This window comes from Thomasclavelia saccharogumia DSM 17460, assembly GCF_000686665.1.
GTDB lineage: Bacteria > Bacillota_I > Bacilli_A > Erysipelotrichales > Coprobacillaceae > Thomasclavelia > Thomasclavelia saccharogumia.
Genome location: NZ_JMLH01000005.1, coordinates 15,766 through 32,725, shown reverse-complemented (window position 1 = coordinate 32,725; position 16,960 = coordinate 15,766). Strand labels below are relative to the sequence as shown.

General features: G+C 27.2%; 17 protein-coding genes and 1 riboswitch. Of the genes, 3 read left to right on the top strand and 14 right to left on the bottom strand.

Features of this window, described 5'->3' with window-relative positions; translation table 11 throughout:
* Positions 1–161: 161 nt before the first annotated feature.
* Positions 162–797: a 2-C-methyl-D-erythritol 4-phosphate cytidylyltransferase gene (gene ispD / locus BR82_RS0102490; RefSeq protein ID WP_027088884.1), complete on the bottom strand. Its 636-nt coding sequence runs from the start codon at positions 795–797 to the stop codon at positions 162–164.
* Positions 798–899: 102 nt separating this feature from the next.
* Here ispD and BR82_RS15025 point away from each other — a divergent pair, with 102 nt between their 5' ends.
* Together BR82_RS15025 and BR82_RS0102480 are read left to right on the top strand one after the other, a co-directional pair.
* Positions 900–1,868 carry a Na/Pi cotransporter family protein gene (locus BR82_RS15025; RefSeq protein WP_335324199.1) on the top strand — a complete coding sequence of 323 codons (969 nt, stop codon included), beginning with the start codon at positions 900–902 and terminating at the stop codon, positions 1,866–1,868.
* On the top strand, positions 1,840–2,424 hold the full coding sequence (locus BR82_RS0102480; protein ID WP_027088883.1) for a DedA family protein: 585 nt from the start codon (positions 1,840–1,842) through the stop codon (positions 2,422–2,424). The genes BR82_RS15025 and BR82_RS0102480 overlap by 29 nt, the downstream gene beginning before the upstream one ends.
* Positions 2,425–2,440: 16 nt before the next feature.
* Here the strand turns inward: BR82_RS0102480 and BR82_RS0102475 are convergent, their stop codons facing one another.
* Together BR82_RS0102475 and BR82_RS0102470 are read right to left on the bottom strand one after the other, a co-directional pair.
* On the bottom strand, positions 2,441–4,432 hold the full coding sequence (locus tag BR82_RS0102475; protein WP_027088882.1) for an AAA family ATPase: 1,992 nt from the start codon (positions 4,430–4,432) through the stop codon (positions 2,441–2,443).
* A 130-nt stretch (positions 4,433–4,562) separates the two neighbouring features.
* On the bottom strand, positions 4,563–4,925 hold the full coding sequence (locus tag BR82_RS0102470) for a hypothetical protein (protein ID WP_027088881.1): 363 nt from the start codon (positions 4,923–4,925) through the stop codon (positions 4,563–4,565).
* A 74-nt stretch (positions 4,926–4,999) separates the two neighbouring features.
* Here BR82_RS0102470 and BR82_RS0102465 point away from each other — a divergent pair, with 74 nt between their 5' ends.
* Complete coding sequence (locus BR82_RS0102465) at positions 5,000–5,710, top strand: GTP pyrophosphokinase (RefSeq protein ID WP_027088880.1); 711 nt, start codon at positions 5,000–5,002, stop codon at positions 5,708–5,710.
* A gap of 208 nt (positions 5,711–5,918) precedes the next feature.
* Here the strand turns inward: BR82_RS0102465 and BR82_RS16585 are convergent, their stop codons facing one another.
* The 11 genes from BR82_RS16585 to BR82_RS0102410 form a co-directional block, all read right to left on the bottom strand.
* Positions 5,919–6,032, bottom strand: coding sequence for an AgrD family cyclic lactone autoinducer peptide (locus BR82_RS16585; RefSeq protein ID WP_161635116.1), 114 nt, complete (start codon positions 6,030–6,032; stop codon positions 5,919–5,921).
* A complete protein-coding gene (locus BR82_RS0102455; RefSeq protein WP_027088879.1) occupies positions 6,025–6,594 on the bottom strand; it encodes an accessory gene regulator B family protein in 570 nt (189 codons plus the stop codon). The genes BR82_RS16585 and BR82_RS0102455 overlap by 8 nt, the downstream gene beginning before the upstream one ends.
* A gap of 73 nt (positions 6,595–6,667) precedes the next feature.
* Complete coding sequence (locus BR82_RS0102450; protein ID WP_027088878.1) at positions 6,668–7,894, bottom strand: sensor histidine kinase; 1,227 nt, start codon at positions 7,892–7,894, stop codon at positions 6,668–6,670.
* On the bottom strand, positions 7,891–8,586 hold the full coding sequence (locus BR82_RS0102445; protein ID WP_027088877.1) for a LytR/AlgR family response regulator transcription factor: 696 nt from the start codon (positions 8,584–8,586) through the stop codon (positions 7,891–7,893). Before BR82_RS0102445 ends, BR82_RS0102450 begins: the two co-directional genes overlap by 4 nt.
* 91 nt (positions 8,587–8,677) lie before the next feature.
* Positions 8,678–9,985: a diaminopimelate decarboxylase gene (gene lysA / locus BR82_RS0102440; protein WP_027088876.1), complete on the bottom strand. Its 1,308-nt coding sequence runs from the start codon at positions 9,983–9,985 to the stop codon at positions 8,678–8,680.
* Positions 9,986–9,998: 13 nt separating this feature from the next.
* On the bottom strand, positions 9,999–10,742 hold the full coding sequence (gene dapB / locus BR82_RS0102435; RefSeq protein WP_027088875.1) for a 4-hydroxy-tetrahydrodipicolinate reductase: 744 nt from the start codon (positions 10,740–10,742) through the stop codon (positions 9,999–10,001).
* A 1-nt stretch (position 10,743) separates the two neighbouring features.
* Entirely contained in the window at positions 10,744–11,637 is an 894-nt protein-coding gene (dapA, locus tag BR82_RS0102430) for a 4-hydroxy-tetrahydrodipicolinate synthase (RefSeq protein WP_027088874.1), read from the bottom strand.
* Between the two features lie 9 nt (positions 11,638–11,646).
* Positions 11,647–12,117 carry an ACT domain-containing protein gene (locus tag BR82_RS0102425; protein WP_027088873.1) on the bottom strand — a complete coding sequence of 157 codons (471 nt, stop codon included), beginning with the start codon at positions 12,115–12,117 and terminating at the stop codon, positions 11,647–11,649.
* A gap of 58 nt (positions 12,118–12,175) precedes the next feature.
* A riboswitch (Lysine riboswitch) is annotated at positions 12,176–12,349 on the bottom strand.
* A gap of 184 nt (positions 12,350–12,533) precedes the next feature.
* Entirely contained in the window at positions 12,534–13,835 is a 1,302-nt protein-coding gene (locus tag BR82_RS0102420) for a dicarboxylate/amino acid:cation symporter (protein ID WP_027088872.1), read from the bottom strand.
* A gap of 386 nt (positions 13,836–14,221) precedes the next feature.
* Complete coding sequence (locus BR82_RS0102415) at positions 14,222–16,198, bottom strand: FtsX-like permease family protein (protein ID WP_027088871.1); 1,977 nt, start codon at positions 16,196–16,198, stop codon at positions 14,222–14,224.
* The gene (locus tag BR82_RS0102410; protein ID WP_027088870.1) at positions 16,188–16,955 is read right to left on the bottom strand and encodes an ABC transporter ATP-binding protein; all 768 of its coding nucleotides are present in this window, start codon (positions 16,953–16,955) and stop codon (positions 16,188–16,190) included. Before BR82_RS0102410 ends, BR82_RS0102415 begins: the two co-directional genes overlap by 11 nt.
* Positions 16,956–16,960 lie beyond the last annotated feature (5 nt).

The window sequence follows — 16,960 nt, the reverse complement described above, 5'->3', positions numbered from 1 at the left end:
TATTTTGGTTAATCTTATTTGTTGTGTTCATTTTCGTATCTCCTTTCTAATCCTACTTAATATATAGGATTACTATGTTTAGTATATTAACATATACTAATAATTTCGTCAATAAGTAAAAATAATTTTTTGTAAAAAATAAAGATACCTAATTTGGTATCTTATAAATCATCTGGTGTCGTTATCTTAATATTTTCGTAACTTCCCATTACAACTTTTACAGGAGCCATTTTAAAGTGTTCTACCAATGAAGCATCATCAGTAGCTGCAAAATTATTAATTTTTCCCAGTTTGTAACAATCTTTAATTAGGCTTGTTTTAAAAGCTTGAGGTGTTTGCGCCTGCATCAATGTTTCTCTAGGTAACGTTTCTATAACATTTTCACCTTTACACATTTTTATAGTATCTTTTACAGGAACCATCAGTAAACAAGCATCATTATTATTTAAACAAAGCAATAAATCATCTACGTTTTTATTTTTTAAATATGGCCTAGCCCCATCATGAATCAAAACATAGTCCTGATTTACAATTTGTAAGCCGTTATAAACACTATCCTGCCGCTCTTTTCCCCCAAAAGTATAATCTATTTTACTAGATGAAATGAGTTTTTTTAAATCGCTAATTTCATCTTCTTTAGTTACAACAACAATTTGTTTACATCTATCATCATTTAAAAATATTTTCATCGTCATTTCATAGACCGTTTTATCTTTAAAACGATATAACATTTTATTATAACTCAAGCCACTCCTACTGCCTTTACCAGCACATAATACAATTGCACTATAATTCATTACCTCACTTCCTCTTTTCTCTTATTGTAGCATTTAATCATTATCTTGAAAATAAACATTATTTACATATTTAATAATATACTTAAATAAGGATGTGATCTTATTATTAAAAATATTGTTGGATTTATTTTAAGTCTTATCGTTTTTTTATACGGGATGCACCTAATGTCTTCAAGTTTAGATATCTTAGCAAATGATAAATTAAGAAATATTCTTTATAAATCTACTTCTAATAAATATCTTGGTGTATTGATTGGAACTGCGATTACCGCCGTTATTCACAGTTCCTCAGCTACTACTGTGGTTTTGATTGGCTTATTAAATAGTCATCTTATTACTTTGAATCAAGCCACCTGGATCATTCTTGGAGCAAATATTGGTACTACTGTTACAGGACTGTTGATTGCATTAGATCTAGGACAATCAGCAATTTATTTTTGTGTTATAGGTTTAATTTTGATGCTATTTAAAAATAAACTAATGTATATAGGACGGGTGATCATGGCTTTAGGATTGATTTTTTTGGCTATGGAAACAATGGCAGTTGCCCTTATTCCGCTTCAAAGTTCATCTTATTTTATTGAGCTGTTTGCAAAATTAAATAATCCTATTACAGCTATAATCGTGGGAACTATTTTTACTGCAATTATTCAGAGTTCAACTGCATCTGTAGGGGTCTTACAAACAATATATCAAAAGGGTCTAATTAATTTTACTATGGCAACAAATGTTATTTACGGACAAAATATTGGCACTTGTATAACTGCTTTATTAGCTTCTATAAATGGTGATCCTAATTCTAAACGTCTTACTATTATTCATATATTAATAAATATAATTGGAACGATTATTTTCTTTATGGCATCATATTTTATTCCATTTATTGACTTCATACACTCATTAACTCCAAATCATATGATGCAAATAGCATATATGCATACATTTTTTAATATAATTTCAACTATTATCTTATTACCATTTGATAATATGTTAATTCATTTAGCTTACAAAATACTTCCTTTATCTAGAAAGGAGACATATAATGCTGGCAAGTATTCTCGCCTTAATTAACAGTTATGGCTATAAAGCTATTTTTATTTTAATCACTTTAGAAAACATCTTTCCACCCATTCCTTGTGAAATAATTTTAACCTTTGGAGGCTTTTTAACTACAATAACCTCATTACAACCCGCTGGTGTTGTAATTGTTGCTACTTTAGGTTCGTATTTAGGATCTGTTATCTTATATTTTATGGGTTATTTAATTAAAGTCAACAAACTAGAACAAATCTTAGTTTATTTTCATTTTAAGCCTAATTCTCTCGAAAACTCCCTAAGATGGTTTAAACGATATGGCAAACTTTCCATTTTTGCGGGACGTTTAATTCCCATTGTCCGTTCTATAATATCATTACCAGCAGGAATAACAAAAATGAACTTTTTTTGTTTCTCTTTTTATACTTTACTAGGAATAATTATTTGGAATAGTATCCTAGTATATTTAGGAATACTATTAGGAAATAACTGGATCAATATTCATGAATATATTAAGCAGTATGCTTTGATTATTAGTATCCTATTTTTAATTATTATCGTTTTTAAGAAAGTAAAAGATAAAAAAACTTAGGCAGATGTCTAAGTTTTTATGCTTTAGCTTTACTTTGAAAATATTTATTTGCTTTCTTTATAATTCCACGACCTTGTAGCTTCATATCATAATCTTTCAATATATTTTGAATATCTTCTTCTTTAACTTCATGTGGCATATTTTTTCTAATGATCATCTTTAAATCTGTTTTTGTGAGGTTTTTGAAATTAATTATTTCATCTATCCTACTCAATAATTCATCACTAAATCCATAATTACATTTTTTATCTACTATATTCTTTTTAAATCCTAATTTATTTTTAGTACTACCTTGATTTGAAGTCATAATAATGATCGTGTTATTAAAATAGACTTTTCTTTTATGACTGTCTTCTAAATAACCTTCATCAAATACTTGCATAAACAAATTAATAACATCCTGACATGCTTTATCAATTTCGTCTAATAAAATTATACTCTTGGGATATGTTTGTAATTGTCCTAATAATAAACTAGGTTTATCATAACCAACATATCCTGGTGCAGCACCTATGATTTTTTGAACGCTTGAACTGTCTTTATATTCGCTCATATCTAAACGAATTAAATTTCGTGATAAATATTTTGCCAGCTGTTTAGCCATTTCACTTTTACCTACCCCACTACTACCAGTAAATAGCATTATAGCTGTAGGCTGATTTGAAGGTTTATTGATTTTTAGTTGACTGATTATTTGCTCAATTGCTTCATTTTGACCAATTACCTGATTATTTAATTTTACTTTAATTTCATCATAATCATAATTATCACTAATTTTAATAGAGGTATATTCCTCTATTACATCTTTTACTATTTGTTTTGTAATAATATGCTGTTGTCTAAATCTTGTTTTTACACATGCTAAATCAAAAATATCAATTGCTTTATCAGGAAATGTTCTGTTTTTAATATAGTGATCGACATTGTCAACTAAATATCTTAAAACTTCATCATCAATTTCAATTTTATGAAACTGTTCATAAAATAATTTTGTTTCTTTTAAAATATCAAATGTTTCTTCTTTAGTGTTTTCTTTTAATGTAATTATACTAAAGCGTCGATTCATTGCCTGGTCTTTTTCAAAGTGCTGATAATATTCTTCTGTAGTAGTTGCGCCAATAATCGTTAGATCTTTTCTAGCTAAATATGGTTTTAAAATATTAGCTGCATCTATTGCCCCCTCAGCTCCACCGGCACCAATTATGTTATGAATTTCATCTATAAAAATAATAACATTATCCATTTCTTTTACTTTATCAATTATTTTTCTTAATTTTTCTTCAAATTCACCACGATATTTAGTTCCAGCAACAATACTAGATAAACTTAGTTCATAAATAATTTTTTTCTTTAATCCGTCATTTACTTGTTTTTCATTAATCAAATACGCTAATTTTTCAACTAATGCTGATTTCCCGACCCCTGCTTCACCAATAATAAGAGCATTATTTTTTTCCCTTTTACTTAAAATCATACAAAGTTTTTCTAATTCTTTTTGTCTTCCAACAACTAAATTTTCGCCCTTCTTTACCTTTTTGTTGAGGTTGATCAATGATTGAATTTGATCTAATTTTGTTTCTAATTCACCACTTTCATTTAATTGATAAATAATATCTTCAAAATCCACTTTATATTTTTTTAACAGTTCGTAAGCAACGCTTTCTTCACTTTTCAATAATGCTATAGTTAAAATATTTAAAGTGACTTTACTTTTATTTTGTTCATTTGTAATGTTGACTGCTGTTTCTAAAATATTTTTAACAGCATCACTATATTCCATATAAAAAGGTTGATCATTATTTGTCCCAAACAACCTTTTTATATCCTCATATATACTTTTATCATCAACATTATATTTCTTTACCAGATCCTTTAATTTTGAATCACTGATTTTTAATAATGACAATAATAAATGCTCACTTCCAACATTATTATGACCTAAATCAAAAGCAATACTTTCACCTACAACAATTGCTTTTTGGGCTTGTTCATCAAATTTTGTTAACATGGTTCACCTCTAATTTTATTATATGTTTAACACTTTAAATTATTAACGAATCACTTTATTTTAAACATAAAACCATCTCATATAAGATGATTTATATTTACATATAATAAAAGAGACAATAAGCTGTCTCTCATGAAAAAAGTTCTGCAAAAAAAGATTTCTTTTTTATCTCTTTGCTGCTAGTACAATAACTTGCTTTTAATGTACCAGTAAGAGATTTTCCTTTGCCTTTACCAATAATGATTTTATATTCACCATTATAATAACTAGCTTCATAATCTTTTTGATGATCAGCTAATACCTGGTCAATATCATCTACGCCTTTGATCCACCTACGATAATCACTTATTAAACTATCTTTTATTTTATACATTTCTTTAATATCTCTTTCACTATTACTATTAGCTATTATTTTATATTTGGGATCATTACTTGAAGCATTGACAGTTACTACATTCATTAAAATTAATACTGTGATAATTATTTTTTTCATATCAGTTCACCTCAAGTTCATTATTACCAATTATGATTAAAGTATACAAAAAATAATTTATAAGAGGTATTTTTATGACAGAAAGAATCATGCAAAAAGAAATAATTAGTGATCCTTTTTCATCGATAAGTATTGATGAAGAAATAACAGGTACACTTGAAGGTTTTTTATCATTACAACAGATTTATGATGCTGGTATTAAAGAGATAAGAACTAAATTGGAAATTCTTGATGATGAATTTAGAGTCAAACATGATCATAATCCTATTCATCATATGGAATATCGATTAAAATCGGTAAAAAGCATTCTTGGTAAACTAGAAAAAAGAGGGCTAGAAATTTCTCTAGAATCAATTGTAATTAATTTAACAGATATAGCTGGTGTTAGAGTAATTTGTAATTATGTTAGTGATGTTTATAAAATTGCTGATTTACTTATTAAGCAAAATGATATTAAACTTATTAAGAAAAAGGATTATATAAAACACCCCAAAGAAAATGGTTATCGAAGTTTACATTTAGTTGTTGAAGTACCAATATTTTTAGCTGAAAAAGTTCAACCTATTCCTGTAGAAATTCAGATCAGAACTATTGCGATGGACTTTTGGGCTAGTTTAGAACATCACCTACGATACAAATCTGATAATGAGGTTCCTGATGGCGTACGTGATGAGTTGATTGATTGTGCTAAAACGATATCCCATTTAGATTATAAAATGCAGGGAATTCATGAGGAACTTAATAAACCAAAAAAAGATACAATACATAAAAAGGAAGATTTTTAATCTTCCTTGATTTATAAAATAATATAATAAAAAAGTTAGCTGCACTTATTAACTAGATTAAACAAGTATGCATCTAACTTCTTTACTTCATAACCAAAATCATTGCGCTACATCTTATACTGTTTATTATAAATATTCAATAATTTTAGTTTTTAACATTACATTTGAGAAAACAAATGATTTTAGAAAGTTCTCCCAATTTAAATTTTTAAAATTTCTTTAATTTCTTTAAAGCTTCTGATTCTTTTGGTTGATAATCTCCCCACCGAGATGCACCACTTACGGCACCAGTAGAAGCCACTAGAACTAGTTTACTAAACATTTTTAAAACTTTTTCCATTACTTTCTATAATACAAGGTATTGATGACAAGTCAATTACGATTAAAACATATAATAGAACATGATAAAATTCACTAGACAATAAAATAAACACCACATAAATTGAAGTAATAATAAAAGAATATTTTTTATACTTAAAACGTTCGCTTTCGCTTATTGGTCTATTTTTGTGTTCAAAAGGCGCTCCCCATATTATTAATATCAGTGTTATTATAATTATAGATATCATCAGTAGTTTATTAATCTCTACATGTGGGTAAAGCCATATAAAGAATATATATTTGGAAACATTAAACGTAATGCATTTAAAATTAGTATTGCAATGATATCCACCAATAAATTTTCGTAGAGTCGCATAGGACACGAAATAAACCAAAGCTTGATAAAATGTCCCACTTATTATCCCAATAAATAACAACAATAATACATTAAGTAAAGATGCAGCGATTACTTCAATCCCATATAAAAATATCTCATCATCATAATTCAAAACAGCTTTATTTTTATATATCTTCAACAACCATTTTGATATACCTTGTACCAATCATTTCACCTCCTCGACAACCATAATAAACCATTTTTCGACAAATTTAAATAAACATGGGACGAAACGCATTTTAACGAGTACGATTTATCGGAATTATTATTGAAACATGAAATTCTAAGTCTTTTTCAAAAAATTTAATACTACCACCATATTCATTTACAATTCTTCGAATACTTCGAATTCCATGACCATGGTCCTTGCTGACTTTATTAGTATGTAAATTAGGATTATTTTCTAAAACTGATTTATCTATCTGATTAACAACTTCTATATATAAAACTACATCTTCTTCAATAACGATATCAATTAGAGGATCATTTTTAGAACAATTCTCAATCGCATTATCTAATAAATTAGATAATAATTCATTTAAATGATAATCTTTCATATACAGTTGATCACTGACATTTATTTTATAGTTTATTTTGATATTTTTACTTTGTGCTATCATCTTTTTGTAATTAATAATTGTATTTATCAATTTATTTTCACTGTTGACCGTATGCGTTACATCTTCTAAATCATATATTCTTGAGTCTATCATTTCTTTTATTTCAGAATATTTATTTTCTTCTAAATAATTTTCAATCAATAAATAATCATGTTTTAAATCATGGCGCATTATCTTTATTTCTTTTGAAACTTCATTTAACTGTTTATAATTACTCTGTTCCATTTCTAACTTTTGTAATGAAAACTGAGTTTCCTGCTTTTCACATTCTAATTTAGAAATATAATAAACGATTACAGCTATTCCTATTACAGATAAACCAAAAGATATTAAAGTGGTAAATATCATTGCATCACTTAATTTCATTCCTAAATAAAATTGTAGAATAACATTATATCCAATGTAAAATACAATAGCTACAATCGATAATAATTTCCAATATATAGAATTTAATTTTATCTCTTTTAATTTACATACATATATAACAAGATATACCATTAAAAAATATAATATCTTTGCAATAAAAGCTCTTAATTCAGAATTGATAAAATCCTCTGCAAGTAATGAAATTGTTATTGATAACCCTACTATTAATTCATCAAAAAATGTAATAAATAGTATTTCCCAAAGATTGTTATTTGTTCCAAAATAAGCTATTAATGTAGCAACCAAGACAACAACTAATGGCAAAGTTATACTAAAATCACCAAAATAATCAAAAATATTGATTATAGTAGTAATTGTTAAAAAATTTAATATATAGTAAATTTGCTTATTTATTTTTAAATCGAAATAATTAGTAAAGAAATAGGCAGCTATTAACGATTCTATAATATTTATTATCATTCTTTAAACCTCTTCATATAATTATTATGATATGCATTAATAAAATCATTATAATTTCTTTTTAAAATAAATGATTCGCCATTTATTAAAATTACTTCTTTACCACTTACACTTTTTACATGTTCTAAATTTATAATTGTATAACTATTTAATCGAAAATATTGATTGGAATCTAATTCATTTAAAAATGATTTTAATGTTCTATATACTTCATATTGATCTTTTATCATATAAATCTGACATTTATTTCTATTAGATTCAATATAAATAATCTCTTTCTTTAAAATCATTTGTCTTTTACGATCAGAGATAATTTCAATATAATCAGTATTCTTTACTTTATCTTGATTTATTTTTATCCATAATCTTTCTAGATCATGTTTTAAATTTTCTTTTCTTAAGAAAAAATAAACTTTACTTGCAAACGTGTCATAAACTAAACTTTCTTCAGAAGACATATATATTATTTTAGCAAAATAATTCTTATCAAGAATCATTTTACCACAATTAATACCATTTTCACCTGCCAGCATAATATCTATAAAATAATAATCAAATTTTTGCTTTATATCTATGTTAGATACTTTGATCTTAATTACGATTTCATTTTTCTCATTACTAAACTTTTCATTAATAAGATCTCCTAACATTTTACCAAAAATAAGATCATCATCTATAATTAATACTTTCATATTATTCCCCTCCTTTTAATAACATTGAAATATTTATTCTATATCATGCACACTTTTCCATTAAGCATTAAAAGCGGCCCATGCCGCTTTATTAGTATGTTGAATCAACATCATAATATACTAAATCATCGAAGGTTTGTCGACGGATCACTTCTCGAGATTTACCTTTGTATGTAAATACTACAGCTGGTTTTGGCAACTGATTATAATTAGATGACATTGAATAATGATAAGCTCCCGTAGAAAACATCGCCAGAATATCTCCTGGTTCTGGATCTTGCAACATAATATCCTTAATTAAAATATCTCCAGATTCACAATTTTTTCCTGCAACTGTAATTAAGTGATTTGCGGGCATCTCTGCTTTATTTGCAATAATTGCATCATATTTTGCCGCATATAAACTAGAGCGAATATTATCATTCATTCCACCATCTACACTAATATAATCTCGAATATCTTTTATATACTTAGATGAACCAACAGTATACAAAGTTATTCCTGCGTTTCCAACACAATACCGTCCTGGTTCTACTAAAACCATTGGTCTTTTTAATCCTCGAGCCTCAAACCCTTTAGTTATAATATCCATGATCGTATCAACAACCGTTTCAAATTCTAAAGGTTTGTCTGCCTTTGTATAAGCTATCCCAAAACCTCCACCGGCATTTAATTTATTTATAACTATTCCAAATATATCATAAATTTCATATGAAATGTCAACAAATTTATTCATCGCTAATATATAAGCTTGAATATCCTCGATTTGGCTTCCAACATGGCAATGGATGCCATCAAAATTAATATTTGGAGCATCAATAACTTTTTTTATAGCTTTTAAATATGTATTGTCATGACTACTAAATCCAAATTTAGTATCTTTTGCACCAACTCGAATATAGTCATGACCTCCTGCGTATACTCCTGGCGTTATTCTTACAACACCATTAACAACAACATTTAGTCTTTGTGCTATTTCTTGTACAATTTCAATTTCGTGAAAATTATCTATAATTAAATTTTCTACCCCATTACTTAAAGCGTACTCTATTTCTGAAGGAAGTTTATTATTTCCATGAAAATAGATTTTCTTTGGATCAAATCCTGCTTTTAAAGCAACAGATATTTCACCAGCTGAAACACAATCAATACCTACCCCATATTCTTTTGCAACTTTATAAATAGCTAAACACGAAAATGATTTTGAAGCAAATAGCGGTAAAGTATTTTCATATTTATCTATCATTTTTGTTTTAAGTTCATTAAATTGATGTCTAATATGTCCCTCACTCATGACATAAAGTGGTGTTCCATATTTATTAACTAAATCAGTTGCTTTAACATCGTCTATGTATAGATTATTATTTTTTATTTGTGCAAACTTTGTTTGTAATACCATACTATCCCCCTAATTAATACAATGACTTTAATGTATAAAGACCGCTATCTTTATCAATTAATGCATAGGCAGCACTGATTGCTCCTTGGACAAATACTTCTTTTGATAAGGCTGTGTGCTTTATTTCAATTATTTCATCGATTCCAGCAAACATTACTGTATGCTCACCAAAAATCGTTCCCCCACGCATTGCTTGAATACCGATTTGTTCATGCTTTCTTTTTTCATGCAAAGAACTTCGATCAGTCACAGCAGTAGTTTCACCAATTTCTTCTTCCATCACCTCATATAGTAACTTAGCTGTTCCTGATGGTGCATCTATTTTTTGATTATGATGTTTTTCAAGAATTTCAATATCATATCCTGCCTGATAAAATTCTTTAGCTACTTGACGTAATATTTTGGTTACCATTTGTACTCCATATGATGTGTTATATGATTGAAAAATCGGGATCTGTTTTGCAGCTTCTTTAATTTTTGTTAGCTGTTCATCATTATAGCCCGTTGTTGCAAGCACTAACTTTGTTTTATTTGTCAAAGCATAAGATAATATGTCATCTAAATTATTAGGGTGAGAAAAGTCGATGATGACATCGGCTTTTTCTTCACACTGTTTTAAAGAATTGTAGCTTTTTTCAGGAACTTTTTCATCAAACTCATAACTTACAACAGCCACTAGATCCATATCATTTTGACTTCTTACTTTATTAGCAACTTTTTTACCCATTAATCCATAACCATATACTATTACTTTCATTTTAAAACCCCAATTTTTCAAATGCATCCATAGCATCAAATAATAGTTTTTTATTTTCTTCTGTTGTTTCAATTAATGGTAATCTTAATGTTGCATTACAAACACCCATTTTAGCTAATGCTGCTTTAGGCATAATTGGATTAATATCAGCAAATAAGTAACGACTAACTGGTTCTAATGCATATGCAAGCTCTTGAGCTCTTGGTAAATCGCCTTTTAGTGCTAACTGTGTTAATAATTCTGTTTGGCGAGGATAGATGTTTGATAATACTGAAATTACCCCTTTTCCCCCAGCACAAATAAATGGCAGAATATTATCATCACATCCTGAATACATATCAAAATCCATACCTTGAGTTTTTGCTAGAACTTCCATTGCATAAGCTATATCATCAGTTGCGTCTTTCATAGCAACAATATTTTTGTGTTTTGCTAATTCTACAACTGTCTCTACCTTTATTTTTACACCTGTTCTTCCTGGAACATTATAAAGAATCATTGGAATATCAACAGCATCAGCAATAGTAGTATAATGAGCAATCAATCCTCGTTGACTTGTTTTATTATAGTATGGTGTAACAACTAAAATAGCATCAGCACCTTTTTCTTTAGCGTATTTTGCTTTTTTTAATGCTGTTGCTGTATCATTAGATCCTGCTCCGGCAATAACTTTTATACCAGTTCCTTGAGCCATTTCTAATGTAATATCTAGTAATTTAAATTCATCATCAATATGAATTGTCGCTGTTTCACCAGTTGTTCCATTAACTAATAAAGCTTTAACACCTCCATCGATCATTCTTTGTACTTGTCTTTTAAATCCATCATAATCAATACTTCCATCTTCATGCATTGGTAATACTAGTGCAACTGCACTTCCTTCAAAAATAGCCATAATTTCCTCCTATATATTTAAGCCAAATGCTTCATCTAATTTTTTCATTGCTAAATCTTTGTCTTTTTTATCAACAATAAATGAAATTGTTCGTTTTGACGTAGTTACTTGATAAAAATGTATATTATTTTCACCTAAAATAGTAAATACTTTTGCCGCGGCTCCTGGTGTGACTTCAATCAACTTTCCACCAACAGCAATTTTAAAATATTTTCGATTAGTCGCAATCTCTAATTGTTTGACTTCTTTTTTTAAACACATTATTGCTTCATTTAAATTTTTTTGATATTTTTCATCTAATGTTATTTCTATCTGCATTGCATCTTCAATCATTACTTGAGAAATCATATCAATATTAACATCACAATCACTTAAAATCGTAAAAATTTTGGCAATTACCATTGGATGTTTCGGTACATTTGTCAATTTTAACTGAATAATATTTTCTTCATAACTTACCGCTTCAATAATTTTTTCCATCATTGCTCTCCTTTACAAAAAAATTGCAATGAGTATCATTGCAACATAAACGCGTATGAACAATGATAGCTCACCATTATCATTCGATAATGACAGTCTTATAGATATTCTCTATAAGACCAGAGTATAAATGCATGCAATCATTTACCCCTTCGGCGAAAGCTCCCCTATTTTTATCTAGTTTGCATCATCCAATAAAAACTTCATAACTATTCGCGCCTCTATCCTATAACTTTCTTACAATATATCACAATAGATATTATATTACAAGACCAATTATACCGCATTATGCAATGTTTATATATATATTTTGGCTTTATATCTTAATATATGAATATCTCTATTTTATTATGATTTATTTCTTATATATTAAAAATTCGTAACTATTAAATCTTAGCTACGAACTAATTAATATATTATATTCCATTATAAATATCCATATTTAACTCTTTTTCAGATTTTGCTACTAATGTAGCTACTGTTGCTGCTCCAATAACATTTGTTGCAGTTCTAGCCATATCTACAATACTTGAAATTGGTGCCAACAATACAATTATTTCAATTGGTAAACCAGCTGCTGCAAATACTGCTGTTGCAGTAATCGTTGCTGTTCCAGGAACTCCAACTGTTCCTATAGATACAACTACTGCCAAGACTACTAAAAATAGATATTGTCCTATTGTATAATCTATATTTAAAACATTAATTGCAAACACTGCTAATAATGTTGGCCATATACCTGCACATCCTGGCATACCTAAATTAGCCCCTAAACTAGCTGTAAATGATGCAATATCTTCATTTACACCAATTTTATTGACTAATTGACGAATCGTTACCGGAATCGTACCAATACTGCTTTGAGATGTAAAAGCTACTACTCCAGCTGGCCATATTCCTTTAAAAAAATTAATAGGATCTAGTTTTCCAATTACTTTTAACAATATGCTTTCAACCCCAAATATTTGAATTATGCTCAATAAGTATGCTAATCCCAAAATACTTAGTAATGGAATAATATCATCAATAGTACTTTTACTTACTGCTCGGGCAATCAAAGCTAAGACTGCATATGGTGTAAAACCTATTACAAAATTAACTACTTCACCTAATACTCGATTACCTGCATCAATAAATTGTTTAAATGGTTTTACTTTCTTAGGATCTTTATTAACTATTCTATTATATGCAATAGCTACAATAATAGCAAAAATTACTATTGGTACTACTTCCCCATTTAACCAGCTATTAATAAGATTTTTGGGAAATAACCCAATAATTGTATCTACAAATGAAGGAACTTCCGTTGCCTTATAATTTGTAGAAAGTTCATAATTAAATCCACTACCTATTCTTGTTATTACTGCAAGAATCAATGTAATTAAACTAGCAGTAAATGTATTTAATAATAAGTAAATTATTGTTTTCAAACTTACTTTTTTTAATTTAATAGAAGCTTGTAAATTAGTAATACTGGAAATAATACTGAATAATAACAGTGGTACAACGATTGCAGAAATAAGATTAGCATATATCGTTCCTATAGCTTCTAAATAAAGATAATTTTCCTTAAAAATTAAACCAACTATTATTCCTAAACCTACTGCTAAAATAGTTAGCACACTAAAATCAACTTTTTTCTTTTTAAGAAAATAAATTAATATAAAAAATATAACAGCAAGCACTAAAGCTCCTAATTCTAAAATATTTTTATTCATTTAATTGTCCCCTTTTCTCTTTAATGTATATTAGAATAAAGAGCACAATATAATTAAATTGTTACTCTTTATTAAAAAAACAGCAACAACATCGTCCTATTCTAAAATTATTTCGTAATTGTAGTTCTAACACAAAGTTCATAACTTTTACCTCTTTTCCTATATTAATAGTATGTTAATAGATTATAATATATTAAAAAATTTGTCAAGTTATATATAATTTAGTTTATAATTTTACTTAAAATATTATATAACTATTTAATCCTTTTTAATATTTTTCAAAAATTAAAGAGCAGTGTTACCACTACTCTTTAGATTCAATTAATACAATTAATAGTCTCCTGTCTTTTCTATTTTCTTTTTCGAATATTTTTAAGACTAAAAATTTATTCATCATTAATAATATTTTTACTACACCAATATGTAACTAAAAAATAGCCACCATAAATTAAAATTAATATAAATGCTGTTATTAGAATACTATTAATCAAACTATCAAACGATACTGTAGTAGAACTAATCATTATTCTACATACTTGAATCCCAAAAATAGAGTGAATAATAGCCAAAATCAATGGAAAACTGAAATAAACAGCTATCTGTCTAAATAATGATTTATTCATCATTTTATTACTAACTCCTATTTTTTTAAGCGTTTGATATTTCCTTTTGTTATCAATACTTTGTGATAATTCTTTCAAAGCGATAATTGCAGCACTGGAAATCAAGAAAACTATTCCAAGATATAAACCAACAAAAATAACCATTGCTCCCATACCAATTGTTGTACTATAAATATCTAAGCGTGTATTTACTAATAAGCCATTATCACTAAGTTTAGGAATTTTATTGACAATAATTTTATCATATTCTTTTTTACTACTGACATTATAATTAGCCACTAAATAGCTGCTGCTTACTTCCATATTTTCAACAGCTTCATCTGGTACTACATAAAAACCACCATTCATATGACTAGATGACATTATTAAAAAACCATCTTGACATTGATTAAATTTACTACGATACTGTTTTCCATTCAGATAAATATCTGGTTTATTTTGTAAAAGATTATTTCTAACATATTCGGTATTTTCATAATTACAAACAACCACATATTCATCTTTTAAATTATATGTTGGAAGATTATAGAGTTTTGCTAATTTATTATAATCACTCAATTTTACAATTTCTTCAGAAGTATTTAAATATTTTTCTGTTGCATCTGTAAATTCATTACCATAGGTATCTCTCAGTGTTAATTGATTACTTTGATAAACATTAAATTCTAGAACTTCTTTAAAATCTTCTGTTACATTTATTTTATTATTCAATAGTTCTTGTTTAATTGAATTATGGGTATTTGTACTAATTTGTATATCAGCAGGTACTAATTCATTCATCACATTTTTAGTATTATTATTCAAAGTAAAAGCCGTGGAAAAAATACAAATTGTAACAAATAGCATTAAACAAATAATCGTTGTAGAAAATACTGTAGTATTTATTTTACTACTGATTTCTTTTAGTGTAAAACTATTAAGATTCTTAAAATATACTCCTTTTAATGAAGTTACTACTTTTATTAATAGTCCTGATAACGACCAAAAAATTAAAAACGTTGCTATAAAACCATACAACATTTGTAACAAAACTGAAAATGTTGTATCTAAATTACTGGCACCAGCTGTTACATTATAATATGCATAAATCAATAAACATATTGAAAAGATAAAAACTAGACTGCAAAAAAACGTATTTTTTAATTTTATTTCTTCACTTTTTTTGTCTGCAGCTAATAAATCGATTAATTTGCATTTACTAATTTGAATAGTATTAAAAAGCATTACCAGCAGATACATTATTCCAAAATATATAATTGTTTTAATACATGTACTATTTGAAAAAACAAATACAAATTTATCCATATCAGCATCAAACATACCACCTACGATAATCGACATTACCTGCGATAAGATAATTCCGATAAATAATCCAATAATAAGAGAAATAAGACCAATACAAATTGTTTCCCCTAATAATATTTTAGAGATTTGTCTTTTTGACATTCCTAATGTCATATATATACCAAATTCTTTTTTTCGTCGTTTGATTAAAAATTGATTAGCATAAATAATTAAAAAACCTAATACAAATGATACAAAAACACTAAGTCCAGATATTATTTTTGTCATTAATTCAATTATATCTTTTGTAGATTTAGTTAAAGATAACATTACAGTTTGGCTTTCAAGTGAATTAAAAATATAAAAAATTGCTACTCCTAATACTAATGTAAAAAAATATATTGCATAATCTTTAAAACTTTTTCTAATATTTTTTAAAACCAAATTAAATAACATCGTTTACATCGCCTCCTAAAATTGAGACAACATCAATAATTCTTTCAAAAAATATCTTTCGCTCATCATTTCCCCGATCAAGCTCATTAAAAATTTTTCCATCTTTTATAAAAATAACTCTAGAAGCATAACTAGCACTAAAAACATCATGAGTTACCATCAAAATAGTTGTATGATAATCATTATTTAATTGTTGAAAACTTTCTAATAACATTTTAGAACTTTTCGAATCTAATGCTCCTGTTGGTTCATCTGCTAAAATTAGTTTAGGATTAGTCACTATTGCTCTAGCACACGCAACTCTTTGCTTTTGTCCACCTGATATTTCATAGGGATATTTGTTTAAGATATCACTAATATTTAGTTTTTTTGCAGCATCATTGACTCTAATATCTATTTCTTTTGCTTTAACTTTTAGAATCTGTAAAGCTAGAGCAATATTTTCATATGCCGTCAAAGTATCTAATAAATTAAAATCTTGAAAAATAAATCCTAGTTCTTCTCTTCTAAATTTATCTAGTTCATTTCCTTTCAATCTTGTAATATCCTTTTTTTCAAGATATATATGGCCAGCTGTTACTCTATCAATTGTAGAAATCACATTAAGTAAAGTCGTTTTGCCAGAACCACTCGCTCCCATAATCGCAATAAAATCACCTTTAGCAATATTCAATGAAATATTACTTAAAGCTTTGGTAAGATTACTTTTATTACCATAATATTTACTAATATTTTCAATTACTAATACATTTTCCATATTTC

Coding starts and splice junctions, on each gene's coding strand:
- ispD (WP_027088884.1), bottom strand. CDS start 797: ATGAATTATAGTGCAATTGTATTATGTGCTGGTAAAGGCAGTAGGAGT.
- BR82_RS0102480 (WP_027088883.1), top strand. CDS start 1,840: ATGCTGGCAAGTATTCTCGCCTTAATTAACAGTTATGGCTATAAAGCT.
- BR82_RS0102475 (WP_027088882.1), bottom strand. CDS start 4,432: ATGTTAACAAAATTTGATGAACAAGCCCAAAAAGCAATTGTTGTAGGT.
- BR82_RS0102470 (WP_027088881.1), bottom strand. CDS start 4,925: ATGAAAAAAATAATTATCACAGTATTAATTTTAATGAATGTAGTAACT.
- BR82_RS0102465 (WP_027088880.1), top strand. CDS start 5,000: ATGACAGAAAGAATCATGCAAAAAGAAATAATTAGTGATCCTTTTTCA.
- BR82_RS16585 (WP_161635116.1), bottom strand. CDS start 6,032: ATGTTTAGTAAACTAGTTCTAGTGGCTTCTACTGGTGCCGTAAGTGGT.
- BR82_RS0102450 (WP_027088878.1), bottom strand. CDS start 7,894: ATGATAATAAATATTATAGAATCGTTAATAGCTGCCTATTTCTTTACT.
- BR82_RS0102445 (WP_027088877.1), bottom strand. CDS start 8,586: ATGAAAGTATTAATTATAGATGATGATCTTATTTTTGGTAAAATGTTA.
- lysA (WP_027088876.1), bottom strand. CDS start 9,985: ATGGTATTACAAACAAAGTTTGCACAAATAAAAAATAATAATCTATAC.
- dapB (WP_027088875.1), bottom strand. CDS start 10,742: ATGAAAGTAATAGTATATGGTTATGGATTAATGGGTAAAAAAGTTGCT.
- dapA (WP_027088874.1), bottom strand. CDS start 11,637: ATGGCTATTTTTGAAGGAAGTGCAGTTGCACTAGTATTACCAATGCAT.
- BR82_RS0102425 (WP_027088873.1), bottom strand. CDS start 12,117: ATGGAAAAAATTATTGAAGCGGTAAGTTATGAAGAAAATATTATTCAG.
- BR82_RS0102420 (WP_027088872.1), bottom strand. CDS start 13,835: ATGAATAAAAATATTTTAGAATTAGGAGCTTTAGTGCTTGCTGTTATA.
- BR82_RS0102415 (WP_027088871.1), bottom strand. CDS start 16,198: ATGTTATTTAATTTGGTTTTAAAAAATATTAGAAAAAGTTTTAAAGAT.
- BR82_RS0102410 (WP_027088870.1), bottom strand. CDS start 16,955: ATGGAAAATGTATTAGTAATTGAAAATATTAGTAAATATTATGGTAAT.